Annotated in this window: 23 protein-coding genes; 10 read left to right on the forward strand and 13 right to left on the reverse strand. The window is 73.6% G+C overall.

The features are described 5' to 3' along the window. Window position 1: 1 nt before the first annotated feature. Entirely contained in the window at window positions 2–844 is an 843-nt protein-coding gene (locus HHX40_RS08360; RefSeq protein ID WP_182880071.1) for a hypothetical protein, read from the forward strand. Here the strand turns inward: HHX40_RS08360 and HHX40_RS08365 are convergent. The 6 genes from HHX40_RS08365 to HHX40_RS36395 form a co-directional block, all read right to left on the reverse strand. Then, window positions 841–1,587 carry a sirohydrochlorin chelatase gene (locus HHX40_RS08365; RefSeq protein WP_182880072.1) on the reverse strand — a complete coding sequence of 249 codons (747 nt, stop codon included), beginning with the start codon at window positions 1,585–1,587 and terminating at the stop codon, window positions 841–843. The two genes, HHX40_RS08360 and HHX40_RS08365, sit on opposite strands and share 4 nt — an antisense overlap. Further along, complete coding sequence (locus HHX40_RS08370) at window positions 1,584–2,312, reverse strand: phosphoadenylyl-sulfate reductase (RefSeq protein WP_111699547.1); 729 nt, start codon at window positions 2,310–2,312, stop codon at window positions 1,584–1,586. Before HHX40_RS08370 ends, HHX40_RS08365 begins: the two co-directional genes overlap by 4 nt. Window positions 2,313–2,374: 62 nt before the next feature. Then, complete coding sequence (locus HHX40_RS08375; RefSeq protein WP_111699548.1) at window positions 2,375–2,527, reverse strand: Insertion element protein; 153 nt, start codon at window positions 2,525–2,527, stop codon at window positions 2,375–2,377. Beyond that, complete coding sequence (locus HHX40_RS08380; RefSeq protein WP_182880073.1) at window positions 2,524–4,206, reverse strand: nitrite/sulfite reductase; 1,683 nt, start codon at window positions 4,204–4,206, stop codon at window positions 2,524–2,526. Before HHX40_RS08380 ends, HHX40_RS08375 begins: the two co-directional genes overlap by 4 nt. A 155-nt stretch (window positions 4,207–4,361) precedes the next feature. Next, on the reverse strand, window positions 4,362–4,514 hold the full coding sequence (locus tag HHX40_RS38135; RefSeq protein ID WP_373868690.1) for a putative leader peptide: 153 nt from the start codon (window positions 4,512–4,514) through the stop codon (window positions 4,362–4,364). A 15-nt stretch (window positions 4,515–4,529) separates the two neighbouring features. Next, window positions 4,530–4,664 carry a hypothetical protein gene (locus HHX40_RS36395; protein ID WP_259402300.1) on the reverse strand — a complete coding sequence of 45 codons (135 nt, stop codon included), beginning with the start codon at window positions 4,662–4,664 and terminating at the stop codon, window positions 4,530–4,532. Window positions 4,665–4,845: 181 nt separating this feature from the next. Here HHX40_RS36395 and HHX40_RS08385 point away from each other — a divergent pair, with 181 nt between their 5' ends. The 3 genes from HHX40_RS08385 to rsgA all read left to right on the forward strand — a co-directional run bounded on the left by HHX40_RS08385 (window position 4,846) and on the right by rsgA (window position 8,591). Continuing rightward, window positions 4,846–5,814, forward strand: a complete 969-nt coding sequence (locus tag HHX40_RS08385) for a YihY/virulence factor BrkB family protein (RefSeq protein ID WP_259403389.1) — start codon at window positions 4,846–4,848, stop codon at window positions 5,812–5,814. Window positions 5,815–5,994: 180 nt separating this feature from the next. After that, on the forward strand, window positions 5,995–7,254 hold the full coding sequence (gene glyA / locus HHX40_RS08390) for a serine hydroxymethyltransferase (protein WP_111699551.1): 1,260 nt from the start codon (window positions 5,995–5,997) through the stop codon (window positions 7,252–7,254). Between the two features lie 224 nt (window positions 7,255–7,478). Continuing rightward, window positions 7,479–8,591 carry a ribosome small subunit-dependent GTPase A gene (gene rsgA / locus HHX40_RS08395; protein ID WP_182880074.1) on the forward strand — a complete coding sequence of 371 codons (1,113 nt, stop codon included), beginning with the start codon at window positions 7,479–7,481 and terminating at the stop codon, window positions 8,589–8,591. A gap of 155 nt (window positions 8,592–8,746) precedes the next feature. On the opposite strand, the gene HHX40_RS08400 is transcribed toward rsgA, so the two are convergent. The 3 genes from HHX40_RS08400 to HHX40_RS08410 all read right to left on the reverse strand — a co-directional run bounded on the left by HHX40_RS08400 (window position 8,747) and on the right by HHX40_RS08410 (window position 11,710). After that, window positions 8,747–9,061, reverse strand: a complete 315-nt coding sequence (locus HHX40_RS08400; RefSeq protein WP_076434697.1) for a WhiB family transcriptional regulator — start codon at window positions 9,059–9,061, stop codon at window positions 8,747–8,749. 115 nt (window positions 9,062–9,176) lie between these two features. Next, window positions 9,177–10,082, reverse strand: a complete 906-nt coding sequence (locus HHX40_RS08405) for a sucrase ferredoxin (protein ID WP_111699553.1) — start codon at window positions 10,080–10,082, stop codon at window positions 9,177–9,179. 110 nt (window positions 10,083–10,192) lie between these two features. After that, entirely contained in the window at window positions 10,193–11,710 is a 1,518-nt protein-coding gene (locus tag HHX40_RS08410) for a glycerol-3-phosphate dehydrogenase/oxidase (RefSeq protein WP_182880075.1), read from the reverse strand. A 57-nt stretch (window positions 11,711–11,767) separates the two neighbouring features. On the opposite strand from HHX40_RS08410, the gene HHX40_RS08415 reads away from it, so the two are divergent. From HHX40_RS08415 to HHX40_RS08425, 3 genes are read left to right on the forward strand one after another with little or no spacing between them, the layout of a single operon-like run. Further along, window positions 11,768–13,387, forward strand: a complete 1,620-nt coding sequence (locus HHX40_RS08415) for an FAD-binding oxidoreductase (protein ID WP_259403390.1) — start codon at window positions 11,768–11,770, stop codon at window positions 13,385–13,387. Window positions 13,388–13,414: 27 nt separating this feature from the next. Beyond that, on the forward strand, window positions 13,415–14,914 hold the full coding sequence (locus tag HHX40_RS08420; RefSeq protein ID WP_182880076.1) for a metallophosphoesterase family protein: 1,500 nt from the start codon (window positions 13,415–13,417) through the stop codon (window positions 14,912–14,914). 34 nt (window positions 14,915–14,948) lie between these two features. After that, entirely contained in the window at window positions 14,949–16,574 is a 1,626-nt protein-coding gene (locus HHX40_RS08425) for a bifunctional 3'-5' exonuclease/DNA polymerase (RefSeq protein WP_182880077.1), read from the forward strand. Window positions 16,575–16,610: 36 nt separating this feature from the next. Here HHX40_RS08425 and HHX40_RS08430 read toward each other — a convergent pair whose 3' ends face one another. The 4 genes from HHX40_RS08430 to HHX40_RS08445 all read right to left on the reverse strand — a co-directional run bounded on the left by HHX40_RS08430 (window position 16,611) and on the right by HHX40_RS08445 (window position 22,603). Further along, window positions 16,611–18,680 carry a serine/threonine-protein kinase gene (locus tag HHX40_RS08430; RefSeq protein WP_182880078.1) on the reverse strand — a complete coding sequence of 690 codons (2,070 nt, stop codon included), beginning with the start codon at window positions 18,678–18,680 and terminating at the stop codon, window positions 16,611–16,613. A 152-nt stretch (window positions 18,681–18,832) separates the two neighbouring features. Continuing rightward, on the reverse strand, window positions 18,833–20,230 hold the full coding sequence (locus tag HHX40_RS08435; RefSeq protein ID WP_182880079.1) for a DUF1116 domain-containing protein: 1,398 nt from the start codon (window positions 20,228–20,230) through the stop codon (window positions 18,833–18,835). Between the two features lie 46 nt (window positions 20,231–20,276). Then, entirely contained in the window at window positions 20,277–21,662 is a 1,386-nt protein-coding gene (locus HHX40_RS08440; protein ID WP_182880080.1) for an FdrA family protein, read from the reverse strand. Beyond that, window positions 21,659–22,603: a DUF2877 domain-containing protein gene (locus HHX40_RS08445; protein ID WP_182880081.1), complete on the reverse strand. Its 945-nt coding sequence runs from the start codon at window positions 22,601–22,603 to the stop codon at window positions 21,659–21,661. The genes HHX40_RS08440 and HHX40_RS08445 overlap by 4 nt, the downstream gene beginning before the upstream one ends. Before the next feature lie 195 nt (window positions 22,604–22,798). Here HHX40_RS08445 and HHX40_RS08450 point away from each other — a divergent pair, with 195 nt between their 5' ends. From HHX40_RS08450 to HHX40_RS08460, 3 genes are all read left to right on the forward strand, one after another. Continuing rightward, on the forward strand, window positions 22,799–24,391 hold the full coding sequence (locus HHX40_RS08450; protein ID WP_182880381.1) for a PucR family transcriptional regulator: 1,593 nt from the start codon (window positions 22,799–22,801) through the stop codon (window positions 24,389–24,391). A 17-nt stretch (window positions 24,392–24,408) separates the two neighbouring features. After that, complete coding sequence (locus tag HHX40_RS08455) at window positions 24,409–24,624, forward strand: RNA-binding S4 domain-containing protein (protein WP_117409520.1); 216 nt, start codon at window positions 24,409–24,411, stop codon at window positions 24,622–24,624. Window positions 24,625–24,763: 139 nt separating this feature from the next. Next, on the forward strand, window positions 24,764–26,146 hold the full coding sequence (locus HHX40_RS08460; protein WP_182880082.1) for a uracil-xanthine permease family protein: 1,383 nt from the start codon (window positions 24,764–24,766) through the stop codon (window positions 26,144–26,146). Window positions 26,147–26,170 lie beyond the last annotated feature (24 nt).

Consider the following 26,170-nt stretch of genomic DNA (forward strand, 5'->3'; position numbering starts at 1 on the left):
GATGACACTGACCGAGACAGAGCTCCGCGAGCTTCTCGCCGGGGACGCCGCCACGGGACAGGGCGGGGGACGGGGCGGGGGCGTCGCTCTGGCCGACGTGGACCGGCGCGTCCGCCGCGTCCGCCGCCGGCGGGCCGGCGCAGGGGCGGCGCTGGCCACCGGTCTGGCCGCCGCGGTGATGGTCGCGACCGCGCCGCGCACGGTCACGATCGCGCCCCCCGGAGACGGCGGGCCGGCCGTCCTGGCGGCCGTTCCCTCCGAGGGCTTTTACCTGACGGGGGAGCGGGTGTTCCTCAACGGAGCGATCGAGACGGGCGGGCGGGTCCTGAGATTCCCCTACACGGGCATCAGCGAGTCGGTGAACGTGCGGGTCGACTGCCGGGACCCGTCGTACGCGCTCGTCTGGCTGAACGGCCGTCTGGTGACGCAGGGCGTGTGCGGCATCCAGAGCGACCACGTCGATCACCCGCTGTCGTGGACCGACGAGTCCGGCGGGGATCTGAGGGGACGCAACGACGTGGACGTCGCGCTGGTGCCGGTCCAGCGGGTCGCGGCGGGCCTCGAACCGGGGGCGCCGATCCCCGCGCTCGGCGAGCGGGAGGCCGGGCGCGTCATCGAGGAGACCGGCGAGTACCGCACCGGCGGACGGCTCACGATCAGGGAGGCGTTGCCTTTCGTCGCGGGGCCGACGCCGATCGCCTGCGACCAGGACATCGTGATCCGCAGGCCCAACGGGCAGGAGATCCTCTCCTCCGCGTGCGGGGACCCCGCCGCCACGCCGTGGCCGGGGTCGCGGAGGTGGTCCCTGCCGGACCTGGAAACGGCCCGGGGAACCGTCGGCTAGGCCGCTTGGCGGGCGGCCCGGACGGCCTGGGCGTGGCGTTCGAGCAGGAGCGCGACCAGTTCGGGGGCGGCGCCGAGGACGCCGCCCACGGCGTGCGCCCCCGCGTCCAGGGCGTCGCGCCGCACGGCGTCGGCGAAGTGGCCGGGGGCCAGCAGGTACGGCGCGACGACGACCCTGGGCGCGCCCGCCCGTCTGAGCCGTTCGACCTCCTCCCGGGGCCTGGGCGCGGCGGCGGAGGCGTAGGCGGCGGTCACCGACCACCAGGGGCGCTCCCGCGCCCACGCGCGGGCGACGGCGGCGATCGTCGCGTTCGCCCGGCCGTCACTGGACCCGGCCGAGACCAGCACCACGGCGGTCTCCGGGTCGCCGATCCCCACCCCGGCCTCGGTGAGGCGGCGTTCGAGGGCCCGGACCAGCAGCGGGTGCGGGCCGAGCGTGGGGCCGCAGACGGCCCGCAGGCGCGGCGCGCGGGCCGACGCCTCCCGCAGTGCCGCCGGGATGTCCACCCGGCTGTGGTAGGCGGCGGTGAGCAGGAGGGGGAGCACGACCGCCTCGTCCAGGCCCGACAGCGCCCGAGGCAGCGACGGCGGGGCGTGGTCGAGGTAGGCGGCGCGGACGTCGAGGCCGGGCCGGGCCCGCCGTACGCCGTCGAGCAGGGCCTCCACCGTCGCGGTGGCGCGCGGGTCGCGGGACCCGTGCGCCACCGCGATCAGCGGCGCGTTCCCGTGTGGAGCACTCGTCACAGGTGGATGCCGCACTCGATCTTGCCGAGGCCGGACCAGCGCCCGCTGCGCGGGTCCTCGCCCGGCGCCACGCGGCGGGTGCAGGGGGCGCAGCCGATCGACGGGTAGTCGTCGTAGTGCAACGGGTTGATCAGCACGCCGTTGTCGGCGATGTAGTTGTCGACGTCCTCCTGGGTCCACCGGGCGATGGGGTTGACCTTCACCATCTGCCGCTTGGCGTCCCACTCGACGACCTTGGTGTTCGCGCGGGTGGGCGACTCGTCGCGGCGGATGCCCGACACCCAGGCGAGGTACGGCTCCAGCGCCCGGTTCAGCGGCTCGACCTTCCGCAGGTAGCAGCACAGGTCGGGGTTGCGCCCGTACAGGCGCGGGCCGAGGTCGCGGTCCTGCTCCTCGACCGTCCTGGACGGCTTCACGTTGATCACGTTGACCTTGTAGACGGTCTCGACCGCGTCGCGGGTGCCGATGGTCTCGGCGAAGTGGTAGCCGGTGTCGATGAACAACACGTCGACGCCCGGCTTCACCCTGCTGACCAGGTCGATCAGCAGGGCGTCGCTCATCGACGAGGTGAGACAGAGGCGGTCGCCGAACGTGGCCGCGGCCCACCGGATGATCTCCCGGGCGGGGGCGTCCTCAAGGAAGCGCGCCGCGGACTCCACGATCCCCTGGAGGTCCAGCGTCGCCCGCTGCCGCTCCAGGCCAGCCTCTATCTCTGCCACCGACATCGTTACTCCTCACACGTCGTTCACTGGTTCATCGGATGATCGGACGACAAGCCTTCGAACAATCACGAACGCACGCCGACGCCGAGGAATTTCACCCGGAAGGCACGGGCGCAGGCCCTGCAGTACCATCCGTGGCTCTCCTCCTCGGTCACGTACGGCTCCAGGTCCTCGTCGCCGCAGTACGGGCAGTAGAACGGCGCCGCCCGCTCGCTCACTTGAGGTCGCTATCGTCGGCGCGCTGGACCCACTCGGCGAAGGTCTCGCCCTCGTTCCGCTGCTTCTCGAAGTTGCGGGCGACCCGCTCGACGTAGTCGGGCAGTTCCTCCGCCGTGGTCTTGAGCCCGCGCACCTTCCGGCCGAAGGTCGGGTTGAGCCCGATCGAGCCGCCCAGGTGCACCTGGAAGCCCTCGACCTGCTCACCCTTGTCGTTGGCCACGAGCTGGCCCTTGAGGCCGATGTCGGCGACCTGGATGCGGGCGCAGGAGTTCGGGCAGCCGTTGACGTTGATCGTCAGCGGCTCGGCGAAGTCCGGCAGGCGCCGCTCCAGCTCGTCGATCAGGGCCGACGCGGTGGCCTTGGTCTCGACGATCGCGATCTTGCAGTACTCGATGCCGGTGCAGGCCATCGTCTGGCGGCGGAACGTGGACGGGTTGACCTGGAGGTCGGCGGCCTCCAGCTCGCTGACGATCGACTCCACCTGGTCGGGGGCGACGTCGAGGATGACCATCTTCTGCTCGACCGTCGTGCGGATCCGGGCGGAACCGTGCCGTTCGGCGATGTCGGCGATGCGGTGCAGCGTGTCGCCGTCCAGCCGGCCCACGCGCGGGGCGAAGCCGACGTAGAAGTTGCCGTCCCGCTGCGGGTGGACCCCGACGTGGTCGCGCCGGCCGCTCTGCGGCGCCTCCGGAGCCGGGCCGTCGGGCAGGGCGTACCGCAGGTACTCGGTCTCCAGGACCTGGCGGAACTTCTCCGCGCCCCAGTCGTTGACGAGGAACTTGATCCGCGCCCGGTGGCGCAGGCGGCGGTAGCCGTAGTCGCGGAAGATGCCGGTGACCCCGGCCCACACCTCGTGGACCTGGTCGGGCCGGACGAACGCGCCGAGCCGCTGGGCGAACATCGGGTTGGTCGACAGGCCGCCGCCCACCCAGACGTCGAAGCCGGGCTCGCCCTGCTCGTTCACCACGCCGACGAACGCGACGTCGTTGATCTCGTGGACGGTGCAGTGGGCGGTGCAGCCGCTGATCGCCGTCTTGAACTTGCGCGGCAGGTTGGAGAACGCCTTGTCCCCGACGTACCGGTCGTAGATCTCGTGGATCTGCGGCGTGCCGTCGATCACCTCACCGGCGTCGATCCCGGCCAGGGGGCAGCCCAGGATGACGCGGGGGGTGTCGCCGCACGCCTCGGTGGTGGACAGGCCGACCGCCTCCAGCCGCCGCCAGATGTCCGGGACCGACTCGATCTCGATCCAGTGGAGCTGGATGTTCTGCCGGTCGGTGACGTCGGCGGTGCCCCGGCCGTAGTCGTTGGAGATGTCGGCGATGGTGCGCAGCTGCTCCAGGCTGAGCTGCCCGCCGTCGATGCGGACCCGCAGCATGAAGTAGCGGTCGTCCAGCTCCTCGTCCGGCAGGATCGCGGTCTTGCCGCCGTCGATGCCGGGCTTGCGCTGGGTGTAGAGCCCGAACCAGCGGAAGCGCCCGCGCAGGTCGGCGGGGTCGATCGAGTCGAACCCGCCCTTGGAGTAGATGTCGATGATCCGCTGGCGGACGTTGAGCCCGTCGTCGTTCTTCTTGTTCTCCTCGTTCTTGTTCAGTGGCTCACGGTAACCGAGAGCCCACTGACCTTCGCCGCGCGGGCGTCTGTGGTGGCGGTTCGCCGGGCGGGCCGGGGTGCTCATGGGCACACGTCCTTCTCCGAGGCTCGGGTCGAGATCGGTCTTCGGCGGACACCGGCGCAGGCGGCCTCTCACCTCGCCGGCGGCATTGCGCGGCCGAGTATGAGGGCATACGAAAACGACGCCTGGCCGAGCGCCCGGGTAACGGAGGGCGACGGTCAGCCGGCGTCGATACAGATCGCGCTACGGACGCGCAGGAGATCGACGTGGCGTCGCACGACGAGCAACGGGTCCGCTGGCATGTCCCAAACGATACCCCCGAGATCCTGGATGTCCAAGTTCGTGTCCAGGATGCGGGATTGTAACGGCATAATGACGGGAGGTTGTCAGCCCTTGCGGACCCAGTTCTCCGGCGGCTCCGCCTCGCGGTCCTGCTCGGCCGGCTCCTTGTGCTGGCAGTCGCACCAGGACCCGCCACGGCACTCCTCGTGCCTGTGTTCCCCGCACGCCCGGCAGATCATGTCTTCATTGTTCCCCTCCCATGACAGCCGGATGACACCCGCGCGGACCCAGGTGAGAGTCGTGATTATCGCGAGAGGGGGGCGGGGGCCCCTATTCTGGGCGGCGACGATCCGCTCGCACGTCACGTGATAAGAGCCACGCCGGCGGGTAGAGCCCAGTTCTCATGACCGGTTGGGTGCCATGACCTCCACGGACGCGCGGGCGCGCAGGCCGCGGCGCATCACGCGCAAAGGCATGGCCGTCGCCCGCGCGCGCCTGAGCTGGGTACGCGAGACGACTATATGGGCCCTGGTCAAGGCGACCACGATGGCGGGGGTCAACTACCGGGTGACCGGGCTGGCGGGCGAGGCGGCGTTCTTCGCCCTGCTGTCGCTGCCGCCGTTCGTGCTGGGGTTGCTCGGGGTCATGGGTCATCTGAGCGGGCTGCTGGGCGACGCCGGCGTCGCCGAGATCAGGCGCTGGGTGGTGGACCAGTCCGAGTTGTTGTTCACGCACAACACGGTGGAACGGGTCGTGCAGCCGCTGCTGTCCGACGTGCTGAGCGGCGGCCAGGTCTCGCTGATCTCCGTCGGTTTCCTGCTGTCGCTGTGGTCGGGCTCGCGCGCCCTGTTCGTGTACGTCGACCTCATCTCCATCGCGTACGGGCTGGGGGAGACCCGGGGGATCATCCGCACCCGCGTCCTGTCGTTCGGCCTCTATGTCGCCGCGCTGCTGATGGGCCTGGTCGTCATGCCGGTCCTGGTGATCGGCCCCACGCTGATGTCCAACGCTCTGCCCCGGTACGCCGCGCTGGTGACGATCCTCTACTGGCCCGTGCTCGTCGTCGGCTCGGTGCTGATGCTCACGCTGCTCTACCACGTGAGCGTGCCGCACCGTACGCGCTGGTGGCGGGAGACGCCGGGGGCCGTGCTCGCGCTGGTGATCTGGATCGTGTGCGCGGCGTTCCTGCGCGAGGTGCTGGCCGCGTGGTTCACCCCGCTGTCGATCTACGGCTCGCTGGCCGCGCCCATCGCCGTGCTGCTGTGGCTCTACATCACCGCGCTCGCCGTGCTCATCGGGGCGACCCTGAACGCGGAGATCGACCGGCTGTGGCCGCTGGGCGGCGCCCCCCGGCACGAGCACCATCACCGCAAGTCCGGCAAGGCGTGATCTGGCCCCATCGCCGATGAGTGAGGGCACCGCCGCGTCCCGATAAGGTGGGGAGGGTCGCGACTGGCGCTGACGAGCCCGGCAGGGGAGCGTCGCTAGGTGGGGCACCACCGGGGAGCGAATCAGCGGAGGCCGTGCGCCTGGGTCGCCGCCGCTGTCGACGTGGAGAAGGAAGGCGCCATGGCTGAGCACTCGCTGAACGTCGTCGATCCCGAGATCGCCGAACTGATCAGGGCGGAGGAGCGGCGGCAGGCCGACACCGTCAAGCTGATCGCGTCCGAGAACTACGTGTCCAGGGCCGTCCTGGAGGCGACCGGCACCGTTCTCACCAACAAGTACTCCGAGGGCTACCCGGGCAAGCGCTACTACGAGGGCCAGCAGGTCATCGACCAGATCGAGACGCTGGCCGTCGAGCGGGCGAAGTCGGTCTTCGGCGTGAACCACGCCAACGTCCAGCCGTACTCGGGCTCGCCCGCGAACCTCGCCGTCTACCTGGCGTTCCTGAACCCGGGCGACACCGTCCTCGGCATGGGCCTGCCGTTCGGCGGCCACCTCACCCACGGCTGGTCGGTGTCGGCCACCGGCAAGTGGTTCAACTCCGTGAAGTACGGCGTGCGCCGCGACACGGGCCGCATCGACATGGACGAGGTGCGCGCCCTGGCGCTGGAGCACCGGCCCAAGCTGATCTTCTGCGGCGGCACCGCGATCCCGCGCACGATCGACTTCCCGGCCTTCGCCGAGATCGCCAGGGAGGTCGGCGCCGTGCTGGCGGCCGACATCGCCCACATCGCGGGCCTCGTCGCGGGCGGCGCCCACCCCTCGCCCGTCGGGCACGCGGACGTGATCTCCACGACCACCCACAAGACCCTGCGCGGCCCCCGCGGCGCGATGCTCATGGCGAACTCGGACGAGGTCGCCACCGCGCTCAACAAGGCCGTCTTCCCCGGCCTCCAGGGCGGCCCGCACAACCACACCACCGCCGCCATCGCCGTCGCCCTGCACGAGGCCGCCCGGCCGGAGTTCAGGGCGTACGCCGCGCAGATCGTGAAGAACGCCCAGGCGCTCGCCGACGAGCTCCTGAACCGCGGCTTCGACCTCGTCTCCGGCGGCACCGACAACCACCTGATCCTGATGGACCTCACGTCCAAGGGCGTCGGGGGCAAGCCGGCGGCGCAGGCGCTCGACCGGGCGGGCCTGGAGACCAACTACAACACCGTGCCGTTCGACCCGCGCAAGCCGTTCGACCCGTCGGGCATCCGGATCGGCACGCCCTCGGTCACATCGCGCGGGATGGGCGAGGCCGAGATGCGGCAGATCGCCGCCTGGATGGACGAGGTCGTCACCGCGGTGGCCAAGGGCGACGCGGAGGACGTCGTCGCGCGGGTGCACGGCGAGGTCACGGAGCTGACGAGCCGGTTCCCGGCTCCCGGCCTTTCCTGATTCCTGGGAAAAAAGGGTTGCGGGAGGTGGCGGCGGTGCTGCTAACGTTCCCGCATCCGACGCCGCTCGTGCGTCATGAGGGTGGCCGCCGGTTGGCGGCCTGACACCGGGGAGGTGAGGACCATGCGGGTCTTTCTGACGACCATGCCGTCCGTCATCTCCCGGGTGTCCGCATAACCCTTTTCCGCGGGGACACCCGGTCTTTCCGAAGGGTGTCCACAGCAATGTCGTTCGAACTCTCGCTTCTCGGCTGGCACGACGACCTCGCCGAGTCGCTTCCCGACCTTCCCGGCGGGGCCGTGCCCGGCCGGGTCGCGCGGGTCGACCGCGGCGCCGCCGAGGTCGTCGCCGCCGGCGGGACCCACCACGCGCGGCTGTCCGCCCGTGTACGGAGGGCCGCGGCGGCCGACCCGCTCGCGCTTCCGTGCGTGGGGGACTGGGTCGCGCTCACCCCCCTCGCCGAGGGCCGGCACGAACTGGCGGAGGTGCTGCCGCGCCGTACGGCCTTCGTCCGGGGCGGCGTGAGCCGCGACTCGCGCGGCGGCCTGTCCGGCGACGGCCAGGGGCAGGTGCTGGCCGCGAACGTCGACGTCGTCTTCGTGGCCGAGCCGTCCATGCACGCCGACGACTTCGCCGATCTCGGCAGGATCGAGCGCCTCGTGGCGCTGGCCTGGGAGAGCGGCGCCCGGCCGGTCGTGCTCGTCACCAAGGCCGACCTGTTCGCCGATCTGCAGGACCGGGTGCTCGGCGACCTGCTCGCCGACGTCGAGGCGGCGGTGCCCGGGGTCGAGGTCCACCCGGTCTGCTCGCTCACCGGCGACGGTGTGGACCTGGTGCGGGCCCATCTCGGCGAATCCGGCACCGCGGTGATCCTCGGTCCCTCGGGCGCGGGCAAGTCCACGCTCGTCAACGCCCTCGCCGGCGCGGAGGTGATGGAGACCCAGCGCGTCAGGGCCGGCGACGGGCGGGGCAGGCACACGACCGTCCACCGGCAGCTCATCCCGCTGCCCGGCGGCGGGCTGATCATCGACACCCCCGGCATCCGCCGGGTGGGACTGTACGAGACGAGCGAGGGCGTGGACCTGGTCTTCGCCGAGATCGACGAACTGGCCGGCGGCTGCCGGTTCTCCGACTGCGGGCACGGCCAGGAGCCGGGCTGCGCCGTGATCGCGGCGGTGGAGTCGGGCGAGCTGCCCGAGCGGCGGCTGGAGAGCTGGCGCCGGCTTCAGCGGGAGGCGGCCTGGATGGCCCGCCGCACCGACGCGCGGCTGCGCGCCGAGGAGACCCGTAAGTGGAAGTCGATCCACCGGCAGATGCGCGGCATGGGCCGCCCGTAGCGGCCCGCGCGACAACGGGCCGGACACCAGAAGGGCGTTTCACGCCTGCCGCCTGTCCGGGGGGACAGGGGCGGGACGTGGAACGCCCTGTGGTGACACTGTGATGACGCTGTGGTGGAACCGTGGTGACGCGTGTCGGGGAAGGGGAAAATCGCTCAGGCGACGGCGCTGATGCCGGCGCTGGCGGCGCGGCGCATGCGGCGGCGACGCTCGGAAGCGCGCTCGTCCTCGTTGAGACCGCCCCAGGTGCCGTACTTCTCGGGCCGCGAGAGCGCGTAGTCGAGGCACTCCGCGCGCACAGGACACTGAGCACAGATGGCCTTGGCCTTGCGCTCCCGGATGTCGCGCTCGGGCTGACGCTCGCCGTCAGGACCGAAGAACAGCACCAGGTCCTCTCCCCGGCACGCGGCATCATCCTGCCAACCCCAGCTGGGGCGCGGGCGGGCGAGCTGCCGACGTACCTGAGACATGAGAAACCACCTTTGGTGAGAGGTATTTCAGTGTTTGTGCCGCTTTGGACGCTTGTGGCGTCCCTTGTGCCAACGCCGGGATAGGCCGTGGTGTTCCCGGCTTCTCGCGAAGCCCTCAGGTCGATACCGGCATGAGCGGACTCAGTTCGGCCAACCTGTAGGTCGGGATTCCGTCGGCGCAGGTCATCCCGCACGGCGCCGAGAACACCGTGGGTTCGACCACGACCCGGAATCGCGACGTCCCACGCCCCGTCGTGCACCGCACGACGCAGACGGTGGAGTCGCCGACCGACCGGGAGGATTCCACGGCCACCCCGCCGACCGAGATCTCGCCCGTATGAGCGCGGACGAAGTGCTCGGCGGCCTGGAGTGGCTCAGGGATACCCGCGCGTCCCCGGAAACGGTCGAGGACGACCTCGCCGTGCCGGTACGCGTTTGCCGCCGCGATCGCAGCAGCCTGAGACATGCTGCCGTAGTAGAGCCCGTGTGGCAAGCATACGAGGTTGGCGGCGTATCGATCGCCGCCAACATGTGTGGTTTCCCACACTTCGCCGGGCAGGTTCTCGCTGAGGAACCGGGCCAGCGGCAGTCCGAGCCGAGCGCAGCAGGCGTTGTGCTTGCCGTGGGTGCAGACCAGGAACATCGGCTCGTTCACCAGTATGCAGGACTCCGGAACCACTCCGTGCACGAGAGACCGCAGGTCAAGATCGTCCGGGCTCTCCGGGAACGCCTCCGCGAGCCACGGCTCGTTCACCGCGGCGGCGGCGAGGTAGACGTGCAGCGGGCCGCTCCGGGCCTCCCTGCGGCCGGGGCGGCGGATGAGCTGCGGCCGGATCCCGAGTTCGCGCGCGCGGGAGATCAGCGTGCGGGCGTCGTCCGGCAGCCGGCACTCCTCGATCTCCGCGGCCCAGGGCCCCGCGTGCTCGATGAGCAGCCAGAACCGGCCCTTCTTGGTCGCGCTCGCCAGGACGGGAGCCTCCCCCGTGTGGCACGCGGCGGGGTGCTCGCACCCGTTGGCCATCAGGTCCCGTCCCTCCCGTACGTTTCTTAGGTAAGACTAACCTTATCCAATGCAGTCAAGAATCGGGTGACTTCCCCGACGAATCAGGAACAAACGCCTTCGCGGTGGGGTCAGGTGCGATAAAGGGCGGCCTCGGCGGCGGGAAGGGCGGCCGCCCAATCCTCCGCCACCAGGCCGATCCTGGTCCGCCGGTCCAGCAGGTCGCCGGCGTCGAGCGCGCCCTCGTGGCGGACCGCCCAGACCAAATCGGCCAGGGTGATCCCCGCCGCCACCGGCTCGGCCAGCTCCGGCTCGCGCCGCATCAGGTCCAGCACCGCCCCGGCCTCCGCGCCGTACCGCAGGACCAGCCGCCGGGGGAGGCCCGGCCGCACCGGTCCGGCCCCGGCCAGCGGCAGCCGCGCCGTACGGCTCGCGGGCGCGTGGGGGCAGGCGGCGCCGACGGCGTCCTCGGCCATCCGGCGGTAGGTGGTGAGCTTGCCGCCGACGACGGTGACCACGCCGTCCGGCGAGCGCAGCACGGCGTGCCGGCGGGACAGGTCCGCGGTGGCCCCGCCCACCCGGCCCGCCCCGCCCGCCCCGCCCGGGCCGTCGACCAGCGGCCGCAGGCCGGCGAAGGCGCCCGCCACCTGGTCGCGGCCCAGGGGACGGTCCAGCACGCCGCCGAGGACCTCCAGCAGGAAGGCCACGTCGCTCTCGGGCGCCTCGGGGACGTCCGGGACCGCGCCGTCCAGCGGCTCGTCCGTCAGCCCCACGTAGATCCGCCCGTCGGCCTGGGGGAGCACCAGCGCGAAGCGGGCGCGCTCGCCCGGGATCGGCACGTGCAGCCCCGCGCGCAGCGCGCCCAGGGCTCCCGGCCGCAGCACGAGGTGGGTGCCCCGCGACGGCCGCAGCGCCACCGAGGGCACCAGCCCCCCGGCCCACACGCCGGTCGCGTTGACCACCGCCCGTGCCCGGATGTCGAACTCCGCGCCGGTCAGCTCGTCGCGCACCCGGGCGCCGTCCCCGGCGAGCGCCAGCGCGCGGCACCGGGTGAGCACCCGCGCGCCGTGGGCGGCGGCCGTACGGGCGATCGCGACCACCAGGCGGGCGTCGTCCACCACCCGGCCGTCCCAGGACAGGAGCGCGCCGCGCAGGCCGTGCGGGCGCAGGGACGGGGCGAGGGCGAGCGCCCGCGCGGCGGTCAGGCGGGACGGCCCGGGCAGCAGGCTCCTCGGCGTGCCCGCGGCGGCCCGCAGCGCGTCGCCCAGCCGGTAACCGGTCATCACCGTCGCGGCCTCACCCGGGCCGACATCGGACGTCAGCGGCAGCAGGTACGGGTGCGCGGCCACGAGGTGGGGGGCGGTGCGGCGGAGCAGGACGCCGCGTTCCACGGCGCTCTCCCAGGCCACGCCGACCTGGCCGCTCGCGAGGTAGCGCAGCCCGCCGTGGACCAGCTTGGAACTCCACCGGGAGGTGCCGAAGGCCAGGTCGTGGGCGTCCACCGCGGCCACCGACAGCCCGCGTGAGGCGGCGTCGAGCGCGGCCCCGGCCCCGGTCACGCCCAGACCCACCACGAGCACGTCGACGACGCCCGTGCGCACCTCGTCGAGTTCCCGGGCCCGCCGGGCGGCGTTCAGTGAGGATTCCATGACCCCGCCTCTATGGTCGCGTTACCCTTGAGTAACCTATCTGGAGGCGCACCGGTCATGGAATCCCCTCTCCTGCCCGCGGAACCCATGCTCTGGTCGGGCTGGGGCGACCCCGCCAGGGCCGCCGAGCTGCCCGCGCCGGTGCGCGAACTGCTCACGGAGCTTCTCGGCGTGCGCCCGCCCGCCGCCCCGGCCGCGACGTTCGGCGAGGTGCGGCTGCCCCCGGCGGCGCTGCCGCAGGCCGTCCTCGCCGCGCTGGCCGCCGTGACCGGGGAGGAGCACGTGCGGGCCGACGACGACGCCCGCATCCGGCACACCCGGGGCAAGTCCACGCCCGACCTGCTGCTGATGCGCGCGGGGGACGCCTCCGACGCGCCCGACGCCGTCGTGCTCCCCGGCTCGCACGAGGAGGTCGTGGAGGTGCTGCGCCTGTGCGCGGAGCACCGGGTGGCGGTGGTGCCGTTCGGCGGGGGCACGTCGGTGGTCGGCGGGCTCACCCCCGCGCGGCGGGGCTACGCGGGAGTGGTCGCCCTCGACCTCGGCAGGCTCGACCGCCTGCGGTCCGTCGACCCCGTCTCGATGACCGCCGACCTGGAGCCGGGACTGCGCGCGCCGCAGGCGGAGCGGCTGCTCGCCGGGCACGGGCTGACGCTCGGGCACTTCCCCCAGTCGTACGAGTACGCGACGCTCGGCGGGTTCGCGGCGGCCCGGTCCAGCGGGCAGGCCTCGGCCGGCTACGGCAGGTTCGACGACATGGTCGTGGGCATGACCGTGGCGACGCCGCGCGGCACGCTGGAGATCGGCCGTGCCCCCAAGTCGGCCGCCGGGCCCGACCTGCGCCAGGTGTTCCTGGGCTCCGAGGGGGCCTTCGGGGTGATCACCTCGCTGCGGCTGCGGGTCCACCGGGCCCCGGCCGTCCGGGCGTACGAGGGCTGGCGGTTCGAGACCTTCGCGGCGGGGACGGCCGCCCTGCGGCGGCTCGCGCAGGAGGGCGCGCCGCCCACCGTGCTGCGCCTGTCGGACGAGACCGAGACGATGGTCGGGCTGGCGAAGCCCACGGACCTCGGAACGCCCGGGGGCGACTCGGGCTGCCTGGTCGTGGCGGGCTTCGAGGGCGCCCCGGGCGACGTGGCCCACCGCCGGGAGCACGCCGCCGCGCTGCTCGTGGAGGCCGGCGGGGTGCACCTCGGGCCGGAGCCGGGGGAGAAGTGGGCGCGGGGCCGGTTCTCGGCCCCTTACCTGCGCGACTCCCTGCTGGCCGCCGGGGCGACCGTGGAGACGCTGGAGACCGCCTGCTTCTGGTCGGACCTGCCGCGCCTGTACGACGCCGTACGGCTGGCCCTGCTCGGCGCGCTGCGCTTGCCGTCGGGGGGCGCACCGCTGGTCATGTGCCACATCTCCCACGTGTACGCCACGGGGGCGTCGCTGTACTTCACGGTGGTGACGGCGCAGACCGGCGACCCGCTGGCGCAGTGGGCGGCGGCCAAGCGCGCCGCCGGGGAGGCGATCGTCGCGGCGGGCGGCACGATCTCGCACCACCACGGCGTCGGCCGCGACCACCTGGAGGCGTACGCCGCGGAGATCGGCGACCTGGGCGGCGAGATCCTGCGCGGGATCAAGGAACGGCTCGATCCGGCCGGGATCCTCAACCCGGGTGTGCTGATCCCGGTGTACTGATCCCCGGAAAACGCCAAGATTGTCCCCATGGTCGATGTGGGCGCGGCGGCGGCGCGGGGAAAGCAGGTCTCGTCACGGGTGTCGGAGGCGGGAGCGGGCTGGGCCTGCTCGCAGATCGGCACGTTCCAGGCGCTGCGCCCCAACCAGGACTCCTTCAGCTGGCTGAGCCCGGCGACGCTCTGGCGGTCGCGCAACGAGGTGATCGCCCAGCTCTTCGGCGATCCCTCGCCCCAGGTGCGCCGCCGCTGGGTGGCGGCCCAGCGCGACCGCGGCGCCGACCCCGACTTCCGGGTCAGGCTCGACCTCGGGGAGGAGTTCTCGTTCCTGCTGCTTGGCGACACCGGCGAGGGCGACGCCTCGCAGTACGCGGTGGTGCCCGGGCTGCTCAGGCTCGGCGAGGGCACGTCCTTCGCCGTCGTCGCCAGCGACGTGATCTACCCGACCGGCTCGGGCAACGAGTACTGCGACAAGTTCTTCCGGCCCTACAAGGACTACCCGGCCCCGATCTTCGCGATTCCCGGCAACCACGACTGGTACGACGGGCTCGGCGGCTTCATGCGGGTCTTCTGCGACGCCCGCCCCCTGTCCGCCGAACGGCGCGGCTTCCGCCTGTCGCCCGGCGGGCTGCGCGGGCTGCTGTGGAAGAAGCCGGAGACGATCGACGAGAACGCCCTGGCCGAGGCGAGGAAGATGCGCCCGGACCCCGGGCCCGCCCTGCCGGGGCCGTACTGGGTGATCGACACCGGCCGCCTGCTGCTGGTCGGCATCGACACCGGGATCAAGGGCACCCTCGACCGCGAACAGGGCGAGTGGCTGCGCCGGGTCTCCGCCGACCCCAGGCCGAAGGTCCTGGTCACCGGCAAGCCGATCTACGTCAACAACGCCTACCACCCGTGCGAGATCGAGGGCGGCGGCACGGTGGACGACGTCGTCCGCGACCCGGCGAACAACTACGTGGCCGCCGTCGGCGGCGACGTCCACAACTACCAGCGCTATCCCGTACGGGTGGACGGCCGGCTCATCCAGTACGTGGTCTCCGGGGGCGGTGGGGCGTTCATGCACGCCACGCACACCATCCCCCGGGTGGACGTGGCGGGGGTCCACGAGGACGACTTCAAGTGCTATCCGCTGCGCGGCGACTCGCTGTCGTTCTACAGCCTGCTCTACAGCAGGCGGCTGCGGCTGCGCGGGCTGTACGTCACCCCGGAGGAGGGCCTGGCCCTGATGTCCCGGCAGATCGGGAACACCCCGCCCCGGCCCACGCCCGGGGCGCCGATCGGCGCGCGGGTGAGGTGGGCGGCCCGGCTGCTCGGCGGCTGGCCGATGCCGTTCCGCCTGCCGGTCGGGCGGGTCTTCCACCGGTACATCTCGGAGCTGTCCGACTGGGACACCCCGCCCTTCTTCAAGAGCTTCCTGCACATGTCGGTGACCGGGGACACGCTGCGGCTGCGCTGCTTCGCCGCCACCGGCTGCCTCCCCCAGGAGCAGGAGCCCCCACTGGAGGACGAGGTCGAGATCCCCCTCTGACGGGATTGTCGGTGCGGGCTGGCACGCTGGGGGGATGCACGTCGTGGTCGCGGCCGGCGCCGAGGGGGGCGGGACGATCCGGCCGCTCGGCGGGACGGCGGCCCGGGTGCCCGACCTCGCCGCGGCCGTCCGGTCGCTGGAGGCCGCCGAGCGGCCCCGCTGGGTCTGGGCCGACGCGCGCCGCGTCTACCCGGCCCTCCTCGCGGCCGGTGTACGGCTGTCGAGGTGCCACGACGTCGCGCTGACCGAGGGCCTGCTGCTGGCGGCCGACGCCCGTTACGGGGAGCCCAGGCAGGCGCGGGCGGCCTTCGCGCGCCTGCACGGCCTCCCGGTGCCCGAGGACCCGCACGAGGCCGCGGAGGGGCACCAGCCGGGCGGCACGCAGGCGAGCCTGTTCGAGCCCGCGCCGGCCGAGGACCCCGCGTCCGAGGCCGGCATGGTCGCCGAGGTGTTCGAGGACCAGCTCCGCCGCGTCGCCCGCACGCCCGATCCGGGGCGGTTCCGCCTGCTCGTCGCCGCCGAGTCGGCGGGGGCGCTGGTCGCGGCCGAGATGCGGCACGACGGCATGCCGTGGCGCGAGGACGTCCACGACGAGTTGCTGACCGGCCTGCTCGGGCCGCGCCCCGCCCACGGCATGCGGCCCGGGAAGCTCCAGGCGCTGGCCGACGAGGTGGCGGCCGCCTTCGGCCAGCCGGTGAACCCCGACTCCCCGCAGCAGATCGTCCGGGCGTTCAAGGCCGTGGGGATCGAGGTCCCGTCGACCCGGTCGCACGTGCTCAAGGCGGTCGATCACCCGGCCGTCGCGCCGCTGCTCGCGTACAAGGAACTGGCCCGCCTGCACAGCGCCCACGGCTGGGCCTGGGCCGCGCAGTGGGTCGGCGGCGGCCGCCTGCGCCCCGAGTACGTCGTCGGCGGGGTGGTGAGCGGCCGGTGGGCCACCAGCGGCGGCGGCGCGCTGCAGATCCCCAAGGTGATGCGCCGGGTGGTGGTGGCCGACGACGGCTGGACGCTCGTGGTCGCCGACGCCGCGCAACTCGAACCCCGGGTGCTGGCGGCGCTGTCCGGCGACCGGGGGCTCGCGCGGGCGGCCGGGGAGATCGACCTGTACGCCGCGCTGGCCGGGGCCTTCGGCGGCGTGCGCGACTCGGCCAAGGTGGCCATGCTGTCCGCGATGTACGGCGGGACCAGCGGCGACGCCTCCAAGCTGCTGCCCGTCATGCGGCGGCGCTTCCCGAAGGCGTACGCGTTCGTGGAGGACGCCGCCCGCGCGGGGGAGGAGGGGCGGCTGGTCCGGTCGTGGCTCGGCCGCACCTGCCCGCCGCCGTCGGAGCGGTGGCGCCGCCTGGTGGCCGGGCCGGAGGGCGCGCGGGCGGCCCGGGACCGGGGGAGGTTCACCCGCAACTTCGTCGTGCAGGCGACCGCGGCCGAGTGGGCGCTGACGCTGCTCGCGGTGCTGCGCGGGCTGCTTCCGGACCCGGCGCGTCTGGTGTTCTTCCAGCACGACGAGGTGATGGTGCACTGCCCGCTCGGCCTGGCCGCCGAGGTCCGGGAGGCGGTCGGGCGGGCGGCGGACGAGGCGACCCGCCTGCTGTTCGGCGACACCCCGGTCCGCTTCCCGATGGAGGCGGTCGCGGTCGCCTGCTACGCCGACGCCAAGTGACGCGCCCGGTCGGGCGGCGCCGGCCGGGCGGGCGGCTCAGGCGGGGCGGAAGGTGTTCCAGAGGGCCTGCCGCACCGGCGCGGCGGCCTCGGTCCAGTCGAAGTCGGGCGAGGCGAACATGACCGCGTACGCTCGCCCGTCCGCCTCCAGGTAGCGGATGACCGCGTGGACGGTGACCTGGCTGGAGTTGGTGTAGGTGTACTCCCAGTCGGCGGCGGGGTAGTGGTAGTCCGCCTCCCGCAACTGGATCTGCGTGTAGTCCGGGTAGTCCTTGATGTTCAGGTTCTGCTCCGCGGCCCGCAGCGCCTCCAGGCCGCCGTCGGGGATCCTCCTGACGGTGATGCTCTGCCCGCTGTCCTTGGGGCCGAGGAGCCTGACGGCCCCGCCGTCGTCGGTCGTCGCGGTCCACGCCTGGGGCACCGCGATCGAGACCCCGCCCTCGGTCACGAGCCGGTAGCCCTCGGGCACGCGTACGGCGGGAAGGGAGCGCCCGGCCGCCCTGGCGCCGCCCGTGGACGCCCCGGCCGCTCCGGTCGCCAGGCCACGTGCCCCGGAGGTCGTCTCCCCCTGGTCGCCGGAGCCTCCCGGCAGCAGCACGAGCGCGATCGTGACGATCACCGCGAGGACGGCGACGCCGGCCACGACGAGCAGCAGCCTGGCGCGGGGGTCGCGGTCCGCCCCCCGCTGGGTCTGCTCCTTGCGCCTGCGCCCCACCCGGGGGCGGTTCGGGCCCGTGGTGACGGCGTCCGCGGCCCGGCCGGACCTCCGGCCGTTCCGCGTGTCCGTCTCGGGCGGACCGGCGCCAGGACCGGCGCCGGGCGAGGCCGGACCCGATCCCGGGCCCTGAACGGTGCCGAGGCCGCCGCCCAGGTCGCCGGGCATGTCGCCCGGCGCGGGGGCCGGCCACATGCCCTCCTTCCGCCGCTCCGGCGCGTACGACGACCCGGACGGCGACGACAGCGGGTCGAACGCCGGGGCCTGGCCGAAGGGCGTGACGGGCCCGAAGGCGGCGAAAGGCTCGAATGCGGGTTCCGCGGCGGGCTCGACGGTGGGACCGGGCGGCGCGCCGCCGGGGAGCCCGTTGTGGGCGAGCGGCACGCGGACCGGGCCCGAGGGCGTCTCGACGATGCGCGAGGGCAGCGGCCCCGAGGGGATGTCGAGCGGCGGCAGCAGCCCCGCCGGCATGGAGTTCTGCGGGGTCGGCACCGAGGACGGCGTGCCCGCCCGTCCCGGCACCCCGGCCCCGTGGCTGTGCAGGATCCGCTCCAGCATCTCCGCGACCTGCGCGGCCGGGAGGCGGTCGGCCGGGTTCTTGCGGAGCAGTCCCTCGATGACCGGCAGCAGCGCGCCCGCCCGGCGGGGCCGGCTGGGCTCCTGGGTCAGCACCGCGCCGAGGACGGCGACCGCGTCGGGGCCCTCGTACGGCGGGCGGCCCTCCACGGCGGCGTACAGGGTGGCCCCGAAGGACCACAGGTCGGCGGCGTGGGTGATCGTGCGGCCCTGCAGGCGCTCCGGCGGGATGTAGGCGGGCGAGCCCATCAGCAGGCCGGTCTGGGTGATCGTGACGTCGCCCTCGATGGCGGCGATGCCGAAGTCGGTGAGCACCACCCGGTCGGCGGTGAGCAGCACGTTGCCGGGCTTCACGTCCCGGTGCAGGATGCCGGCGGCGTGGGCGTGGCGCAGGGCGTCGAGCACCCGGACGCCGATCTCGGCCGCCTGCACGACGGGCAGCGGCCCGCCCTGCCGCACGGCCTGTTCGAGGGACCAGGCGCGGACCAGTTCCATGACGATCCACGGCCGCCCGTCCTCCTCGACCACGTCGTGGACGGTGACGATGCCGGGGTGGCTGAGGCGGGCCGCCGACCGCGCCTCGCGCAGCATGCGCCGGTGCGCCGACTGGGCGCCCGCCTGGTCGAGCCCGAACGGCAGGAGCAGTTCCTTCACCGCGACGTCGCGGTCGAGCAGCACGTCGTGGGCGTGCCACACCATCCCCATGCCGCCGCGGCCCACCGGGGACAGCAGCCGGTAACGCCTCCCGACGAGACGGCCCTGCCCGTCGGGAACGCCGGCCGGGGGGCGCCCCGCGGGTCCCTGACCCTCTGGCATAGGGGGGACCATACCGAGCAGGCGATCGGTCGTCATAGAAAAGGTCCCCAATTCACGCTCGATCCGCAGGATCCCCCGTCCGGACCGTGCGAATTGCTCCGGATATCTGAGACTGACGACGATATTACGGTCTGATGACGGTCAAAGGGAATTCATGCGGCGGCCAGCGCGTCGAGGGCGGCCGTGAAGACCCCGGCGGGCGGGCTGACCAGCCCCGCCCCCACCTGCCCCGTTCCGGCGACGCGGCCCGCGATGCCGGTGTTCACGACGGGCAGCACACCGGTCCTCGCCACGAGGGCGACGTCGATGCCGGCGGGCGTGCCGCGGAAGCCCAGCCCCGGGATCTGGAACGCCGGGTGCTCGGCCAGCGTGATCTCGTACATCGAGGTCGTGGCCGCGACGGCGTCGGCCACCTCGCCGCCGACGAACCTGACGATCGCCGGGGCCGCCGCCATCGCGAAGCCGCCGAGCCCGGTGGTCTCGGTGATCGTGGAGTCGCCGATGTCGGGATTGGCGTCGTCCGGACCGTAACCGCCGAGGTAGAGGCCGTCGGGCACCCCGGCCGGGCCGGTGAACCACCGGTCGCCGAGCCCCGACACCTGTATTCCGAAATCCGTTCCGTTGCGGGCCATCGCCACGACCAGGCTCGACCCCGGCACGCCGCGCGCGGCGTCGGCCGCGGCTTTCGCCGCCGCCATTCCCGCGTTCAGGAAGAAATGATCGTTCCCATTGATGAAACGCAGCACCTCGGCCGCGCGGCCCGGGGCGGCCTCCACGACCGCGGGGGCGATCTCCCGCACCAGCAGGGACGTCGCCGCCCGGTTCCGGTTGTGCAGCTCGTCGCCCATCTGCAGGGCCTGCGCGATCAGGGTGCGCAGGTCGAGGGGCCCGCACCGCTCCAGGGCCGCGGCGAGCACCGGACCGAGCACCTCGCCCATCCAGCGCAGCCGCTCGATCACCTCGGGTCCGTACGCGCCGTACCGCAGGACCTTGCCCAGCCCCTCGTTGAGCGAGCAGTAGGCCGTGCCGCCGTGCTCGGCGTCGGTGACCTCCAGCATCCACATGGACGGGCTGACCACCCCCGCCATCGGGCCGACCGTGCGGTGGTGGTGGCAGGAGTCCAGGGTGATCCCCGCGCCGGAGGCGAGGCGCTCCGCCGCCTCCTCCGGGGTGGCGGCCAGGCCCTCGAACAGCATGGCGCCGACGAGCGCCCCCCGCATCGGCCCGGACGCCCGCTCCCACGTGATCGGCGGGCCGGCGTGGAAGAACGACCCGGCCTCCAGGCCCAGCGCCTCGCGGGCCGGCCGCACGCCTGAGAGCATGGGCCGCGCGGACAGCATCCTCCCCACGGCCGTCGCGTTGGCCCGCTCACGCCGGGGATCGGCGAGCACCTTGGCGAGCATCCCGGCGAGCGCGGCGGAGACGCCCGGGGCCGGCGGGCGCCAGTCGACCCGCCGCTGCGGCACGGCCTGCCGGTCCAGCGCCTCGGCGAGCACCTCGGCGCCCACGGTGATGACGCGCGGTTCGCCGTACAGCATGGAGAGGGTCATCGGCTGCCTCCGGTGAGCCGGGTGGGACTACTCGGCCGCACAGCCGTCAGCCGCCGGCCAGGCGGCGGGCGTGCCGCGCCGCCGCCGCGTTGGAGGTGAAGACGGCCGCGCCCGCCTCGTTCAGGCGCGCGGCCTGGGCGCGCGGCCCCTGCGGGTCGCCGTCGGCGCCGACCAGGGCGACCACCACGTCCACGCCCCTGGCGGTGGCGTCGCGGACCTCGGGCGCGAGCCAGGAGGACGGATCGGGGTCGGCGCCGTGCCCGAGCACCACGTCGAGCAGCACGACGCCCGAGTCGACGCCGCGCAGCGCCTCCCGGCGCAGCGACGGGTCGATCATGGGGTGGGCCCGCCCCCGCGTGTACGCGTCGTCCCCGTAGTCGACGAACCACGCCTCGCCGCCCGGCTCCACGGCGCCGGCGATCAGGGCCGCCTCGGCGCACAGCGTGCCCCCGGAGTAGAGCCCCCGCAGCGGACGCCGCCCCTCGCGCGCGGGCGCGTCGCCGGCGGGCCAGGACGGCCACTCGGGCACGTCCCGGCCGAGGGCGCGCAGCGCCTTCTCCGCGACGGCGGTCAGGTCGTCCTGCCCCGGCCCGAGCAGCGCTGCGACGACCGGGGTGGCCAGGTCGAGGTCCCGTACGGCCCGGGCCGCCTCGGGGGCGGGCGGCTTGGAGATCAGCACGATCAGTTCGGTCGCCGGGTCCTCGTCCAGCGCGCGCAGCGCCTGCACGGCCGAGCGCCCGCCCACCTCGGCGGACAGGTCCCGGCCGCCCACGCCGAGCACGTGCGACACGCCGACGCCGGCGATGTCGAGCAGGCACGTCACCTGCTGGGCCCCGGTCCCCGAGGCGGCCACGACCCCCACCGGGCCCGGCCGCAGCACGTTGGCGAAGCCCAGACCGGCCCCGCCCACGACGGCGGTGCCGCAGTCGGGCCCCATGACGAGCACGCCCCTGGCCCGCGCCCGGTCCTTGAGCAGGATCTCCTGCTCGACCGGCACGTTGTCACTGAAGATCATGACGGAGAGCCCGGCCTCCACGGCGTCCAGCGCCTCGGCGAAGGCGTGCTCGCCGGGCACGCTCACCAGCGCCACGGTCGCATCCCACGACCGCGCGGCCGACCGGACGGTGCGGGGCGGCGCCTCGTCGCGGGTGGTCCCGCCCGCCGTCCCGGTCGTGGCGAGCTGCCGCTCCAGTTCGGCGGCGGCCTCGCCGAGATCGGCGGCCGAGGCCGCCCTGATCGCCACCAGCAGGTCGCCGGGCGTCGTGGGCGGGACCTCGAAGCCGAGATCGCGGGCGAGGCCGGCGTTGAGGTCCGTGCCCATCGCGACGACGGCGACGGCCACCTCCGGCCGGGCGGTGAGCGCCTGGCTCACCCGCATCAGCGTCACCGAGTCGTGGTAGACGCCGGGGCGGACCTCGACGAGGTCGGTCACGGCCGCTCCCGGCGGGACGGGGCGCCCGCGACGGCGGGACCCGCGCCGAGGAGGGACAGGACCGCGGACACGCCGATCTGCACCCCCCACGCCAGGTCGGCGCCGGAGGTGTGGCCGAGGCGGAGCAGGCGGTTGACCGCGGGTTCCAGCGGCTGGTGCCCGGCCGCCGCCCGCAGCACGCCGAGGACCTCCGGGCTCGCCTCGCCCCTGGCCGCGCAGTGCAGCAGGGTCGCCGAGATGGAGGTGGTCCTGGTGCGGGCGTCGAAGGTGACCGCGGCGGCCAGCCAGTCCGCCAGCCACACCGCGCGCGGGACCCCGGCGGCCCGGCCGAGGTGGCGCAGCGCGACCAGCAGCCCCGCCAGCATGTCGTCGCCGCTCGGCGTGAGCCCGGGGCCGAGGCCGATGAGCCGCTCGGCCGCCGTGATGCTCTCCACCAGCGAGCCGCGCAGGCAGCCCCGCTCCAGCAGCGCCGGGGCCCCGGCCGCGTCCAGCCCCGGCTGCCGGGGCGACGCCGCGCGGATCCCGGCCAGCGCCGCGGGGGCGGACGCCAGCCGCGCGGGGTCGGCGGGCGCGAGCGGGGGAGCGGGGTCCCACCAGCGGCGGACGCCGACGCACAGGCCGCCGATCTCGATGGAGCCGTCGCCGACCCAGCCGTCGTCGCCGGCCGACACCCCGTCGAGGGACTCGGCGAGCACCACCGCGTTGGGCAGGCGGACGCCCTCACCCGTGACCACGGCGATGACGTGCGGCTCGCACTCGCTCCTGACCTCCAGGTAGAGCGCGAGCGGGAAGGCCGCGAGCACCCGTGCCGGGCGGCGGGGAGACTCCAGGGCCGGGCGTACGGCGACGCTCGCCGCGCCGCTCACGTAGGCCGGGGCCGCAGGGGGGCGAGGGGCGGGCGCCGCCGCCCGCCGCCCTTTCTGGCGCGTGCCAACACTCACCGGGACCTCCCTCGCCAGTCGTTGCCGACGCTAAGGCCCGCCTTCCCCCCTCCGTACGGAGAAAGATGCCAACAGTCGGCCGAATGCTTGGCTCTTCCTGACAGGACCGGCGTCGGGCAGAATCTCCGTGAGACGTCCCGAGTACGTCGACACTCCCCGGAGACGCCCTTGCGCAACGACCCGGCTCCGCCCGCGATGCGGCTGGCCAGCACCGGCACGATCCTGCACGGGGTGTCGGTGGGCGAGGTGCTCGGCGTGTCCACGCTCGCGGACGCCCGCCTGATCGCCGGCGGGGACGGGCTCGGCCGCATCGTGCAGCGCCTCAACGTGATGGAGGTCCCCGACATCCTCGCCTGGGTGAAGCCGCACGAACTGCTGCTCACCACGGGCTACCCGCTGCGCAACACCCCGCAGTCGCTGGACCGGCTCGTGACCGACCTGGACGAGCGGGGCCTCGCCGCCCTGGCGATCAAACTCGGGCGCTACCTGGACGAACTGCCGGGGGAGATGGTCGAGCAGGCCGACCGGCTGGGCTTCCCGCTGATCCTGCTCCCCAACGACGTGGGGTTCGACGACATCCTCAACCAGGTGCTCACCGACATCCTCAACCGGCAGGCCGCGATCCTCGCCAGGACGGAGGAGGCCCACCGGGCGCTCGTGCAGATCGTGCTGGCCGGGGGCGGGATGCGGGAGGTCACCGCGGAGGTGGCCGGCCTGCTCCGGGTGGCGGTGGGCGCGATCGACGCCTCCGGGCACTTCCTCGCGGCGGCCGGGGAGGCGGCGCAGGTGGCGCGGCTGCGGGAGATCGACGCCGCCCCCGTGCGGACGCCCGCCGGTCCGGGACGGACGCCCGGGAAGGCCGCCGGGAACGGGCACCACGCGAGCGTGCCGATCGTCGCGGGCGGCCACCACCACGGGAGGATCGCCGCCTACAGCGCCCACGGCACGCTCACCCCGAGCGACGTCGGCATCCTGGAGCGGGCCGCGACCGTGGCCGCGCTGGTGATCACCAAGCAGGAGGCGGTCACCGCCGTCGAGAGCAAGTACCGGGCCGACTTCCTGCGGGACGTGCTGACCGGCCGGGGCGGGCTGCGGGTGGCCGAGCGCGCCCGGGCGTTCGGCTGGGACCTGGAGCGCCCGGTGAGCGTGATGGTGGCGGAGATCGACCCGGACGCCGAGGAGCGGCCCCTCCAGGACCGCATGTGCGCGGCCTGGCAGGCGTCGGTGCGCAAGCACGACCCGCGCGGCGCGGTGGCGGGTTTCTCGCACGAGGTGGTGGCGATCGTCGGGGCGTCCGCGGACCCCGCGCGGGTGGCGCGGGACGCGCTCGCGGGGATCTCCGACGGAACGTTCTCCACCGGGCTCAGCCGGGTCGCCTCCGGGGTGGACGCCCTGCCCGGCGCGTACAACCAGGCGCTGAAGGCCGCCCGGGTGGGCCGCCAGCTGCACGGGGCGGGCGCGGTCGCCCACTTCGACGAGCTGGGGGTCTACCGGCTGCTGTCGCTCGTCAGCGACACCGACGAGCTGCACTCCTTCGTACGGGAGACCCTGGGCCCGCTCGCGGGGGACGACGACGCCGAGAACGCCGACCTGCGCCGCACCCTGCAGGCGCTGCTGGAGACCAACCTCAACGTCGCCGAGACCGCGAGGCGGCTGCACTTCCACTACAACACCCTGCGCTACCGCATCGGCAAGCTGGAGCGCCTGCTCGGCAACTTCACCGAGGACGCGCATCTGCGGCTCAACCTCACCCTCGCCCTGCACGTGCTGCGCATGCGGGGCATCTGAGTCCTTAAGCTGGCGCCGTGAACGAGGCCATAACCTTCGAGCTCGACGGCGACCACATCCCGCTCTGCGATCTCCTCAAGTTCTGCCAGATCGCCGACAGCGGCGGCGCGGCCAAACACCTCGTCGCCGAGGGCCTGGTCCGCGTGGACGGGCAGGTGGAACTGCGCAAGGCCTGCAAAATCAGGGCGGGCCAGGTCGTCACCGGCGACGACTACACGATCCGCGTGGTGTAGACGCCCCGGTGGTCGTCGTTTTGGCAGATCATGCCCATGTCTGTCGCGCACGCCGGTCCTAAAGTGCCCCAAACGGTCAAGGAAGTACGCGGGACGCCTGCGGGGTGGCCGAGCCCACGGCCCAGCTGGAGGGACGTACATGGCTTTCAGATGGACGGTGCACGGAGACGGCAGAGGGCTGGCACCCGGCGAGGTCGTCAAACCCGATGAGAGGCTGAGCTGGCCGCGGATGGCCGGCATCGGCGCGCAGCACGTGATCGCCATGTTCGGCGCGACCTTCGTGTTCCCCCTCGTGATGGGGCTCGACCCGAACACCGCGGTGATGATGTCCGGCGTCGCGACGATCCTGTTCCTGCTGATCACCCGCGGCAGGGTGCCCAGCTATCTCGGCACCTCGGCGTCGTTCGTCGGCGGCGTGGTGGCGGTGCGCGCGGCGTTCGGCGGCGACACCCCGGGGGCCGACCGGGTCGTCACCGGGGCGATCCTCGTCGCGGGTCTCGTGCTCGCGGTGTGCGGCGTGGTCGTCCACGTCCTCGGCGTGCGGGTGATCCACCGGATCTTCCCGCCGGTCGTGACCGGAGCGGTGGTCATGCTGATCGGGTTCGGCCTGGCGTACGTCGTGGCCGACGTGTACTGGCCGCAGGACCCGTGGATCGCGCTGATCACCATGATCGCGACGTTCGTGTTCATCGTGCTGTTCCGCGGCTTCCTCGGCCGGATCGGCGTGCTGCTGGGGCTGGTCTTCGGGTTCGTCCTGTCCTGGCTCGCCGACAGGGTGTTCGGGAACATCACCGCCTACAACGCGGGCACCGGGGCGGTCGACACCCATCCCCGGGTGAGCTTCCAGGCCGTCGCCGACGCCGGCTGGATCGGGCTGCCGCACTTCCACGCGCCGTCGTTCCAGGCGTCGGCCGTGCTGGTCGTGCTGCCCGCCGTGATCGCCCTGATCGCGGAGAACGTCGGCCACGTCAAGGCGGTCGGACAGATGACCGGCGCCGACGTCGACCCCCTGATGGGCCGGGCGATCGCCGCCGACGGCGTCGGCACCGCGGTCGCGACCGCCGTCGGCGGCTCGCCCACCACGACGTACGCGGAGAACATCGGCGTCATGGCGGCAACCAGGGTCTACTCGACGGCGGCGTACTACATCGCCGCGGTCATCGCGATCCTGTTCGGCCTGTGCCCGAAGTTCGGCGCGCTGGTCGCCGCCACGCCCGGTGGCGTGCTCGGCGGCGTCACGGTCATCCTGTACGGCATGATCGGGCTGCTCGGCGCGAAGATCTGGGTGGAGAACCGGGTGGACTTCGCCGATCCGGTCAACATGGTGCCGATCGGCGCGGGGATCATCCTCGCGATCGGGCCGGTCACCCACCAGATCACCGGGGACTTCTCGCTCGCCGGGATCGCGCTGGGCACGATCGTGGTACTCGCCGGCTATCACCTGCTCCGCGCCATCGCGGGCAGGCCCGCGAAGGAGGTCACAGGTGGGGAGATCGGGCTCGAACGCGACCCGGCCGTCTGATCGGCGCGTGTCCCGGACGACGCG

The organism is Microbispora sp. H10949, from assembly GCF_014161435.1.
Taxonomy (GTDB): Bacteria; Actinomycetota; Actinomycetes; order Streptosporangiales; family Streptosporangiaceae; genus Microbispora; species Microbispora triticiradicis.

What these genes read in the sequence shown, in the direction of transcription:
- HHX40_RS08435 (WP_182880079.1), bottom strand. Translation starts at nt 20,230, where the DNA reads ATGACCCTCTCCATGCTGTACGGCGAACCGCGCGTCATCACCGTGGGC.
- HHX40_RS38135 (WP_373868690.1), bottom strand. Translation starts at nt 4,514, where the DNA reads ATGCCGTTACAATCCCGCATCCTGGACACGAACTTGGACATCCAGGAT.
- HHX40_RS08410 (WP_182880075.1), bottom strand. Translation starts at nt 11,710, where the DNA reads ATGGAATCCTCACTGAACGCCGCCCGGCGGGCCCGGGAACTCGACGAG.
- glyA (WP_111699551.1), top strand. Translation starts at nt 5,995, where the DNA reads ATGGCTGAGCACTCGCTGAACGTCGTCGATCCCGAGATCGCCGAACTG.
- HHX40_RS08415 (WP_259403390.1), top strand. Translation starts at nt 11,768, where the DNA reads ATGGAATCCCCTCTCCTGCCCGCGGAACCCATGCTCTGGTCGGGCTGG.
- rsgA (WP_182880074.1), top strand. Translation starts at nt 7,479, where the DNA reads ATGTCGTTCGAACTCTCGCTTCTCGGCTGGCACGACGACCTCGCCGAG.
- HHX40_RS08405 (WP_111699553.1), bottom strand. Translation starts at nt 10,082, where the DNA reads ATGGCCAACGGGTGCGAGCACCCCGCCGCGTGCCACACGGGGGAGGCT.
- HHX40_RS08430 (WP_182880078.1), bottom strand. Translation starts at nt 18,680, where the DNA reads ATGCCAGAGGGTCAGGGACCCGCGGGGCGCCCCCCGGCCGGCGTTCCC.
- HHX40_RS08460 (WP_182880082.1), top strand. Translation starts at nt 24,764, where the DNA reads ATGGCTTTCAGATGGACGGTGCACGGAGACGGCAGAGGGCTGGCACCC.
- HHX40_RS08420 (WP_182880076.1), top strand. Translation starts at nt 13,415, where the DNA reads ATGGTCGATGTGGGCGCGGCGGCGGCGCGGGGAAAGCAGGTCTCGTCA.
- HHX40_RS08450 (WP_182880381.1), top strand. Translation starts at nt 22,799, where the DNA reads ATGCGGCTGGCCAGCACCGGCACGATCCTGCACGGGGTGTCGGTGGGC.
- HHX40_RS08360 (WP_182880071.1), top strand. Translation starts at nt 2, where the DNA reads ATGACACTGACCGAGACAGAGCTCCGCGAGCTTCTCGCCGGGGACGCC.
- HHX40_RS08370 (WP_111699547.1), bottom strand. Translation starts at nt 2,312, where the DNA reads ATGTCGGTGGCAGAGATAGAGGCTGGCCTGGAGCGGCAGCGGGCGACG.
- HHX40_RS08380 (WP_182880073.1), bottom strand. Translation starts at nt 4,206, where the DNA reads ATGAGCACCCCGGCCCGCCCGGCGAACCGCCACCACAGACGCCCGCGC.
- HHX40_RS08400 (WP_076434697.1), bottom strand. Translation starts at nt 9,061, where the DNA reads ATGTCTCAGGTACGTCGGCAGCTCGCCCGCCCGCGCCCCAGCTGGGGT.
- HHX40_RS08385 (WP_259403389.1), top strand. Translation starts at nt 4,846, where the DNA reads ATGACCTCCACGGACGCGCGGGCGCGCAGGCCGCGGCGCATCACGCGC.
- HHX40_RS36395 (WP_259402300.1), bottom strand. Translation starts at nt 4,664, where the DNA reads ATGATCTGCCGGGCGTGCGGGGAACACAGGCACGAGGAGTGCCGTGGC.
- HHX40_RS08425 (WP_182880077.1), top strand. Translation starts at nt 14,949, where the DNA reads ATGCACGTCGTGGTCGCGGCCGGCGCCGAGGGGGGCGGGACGATCCGG.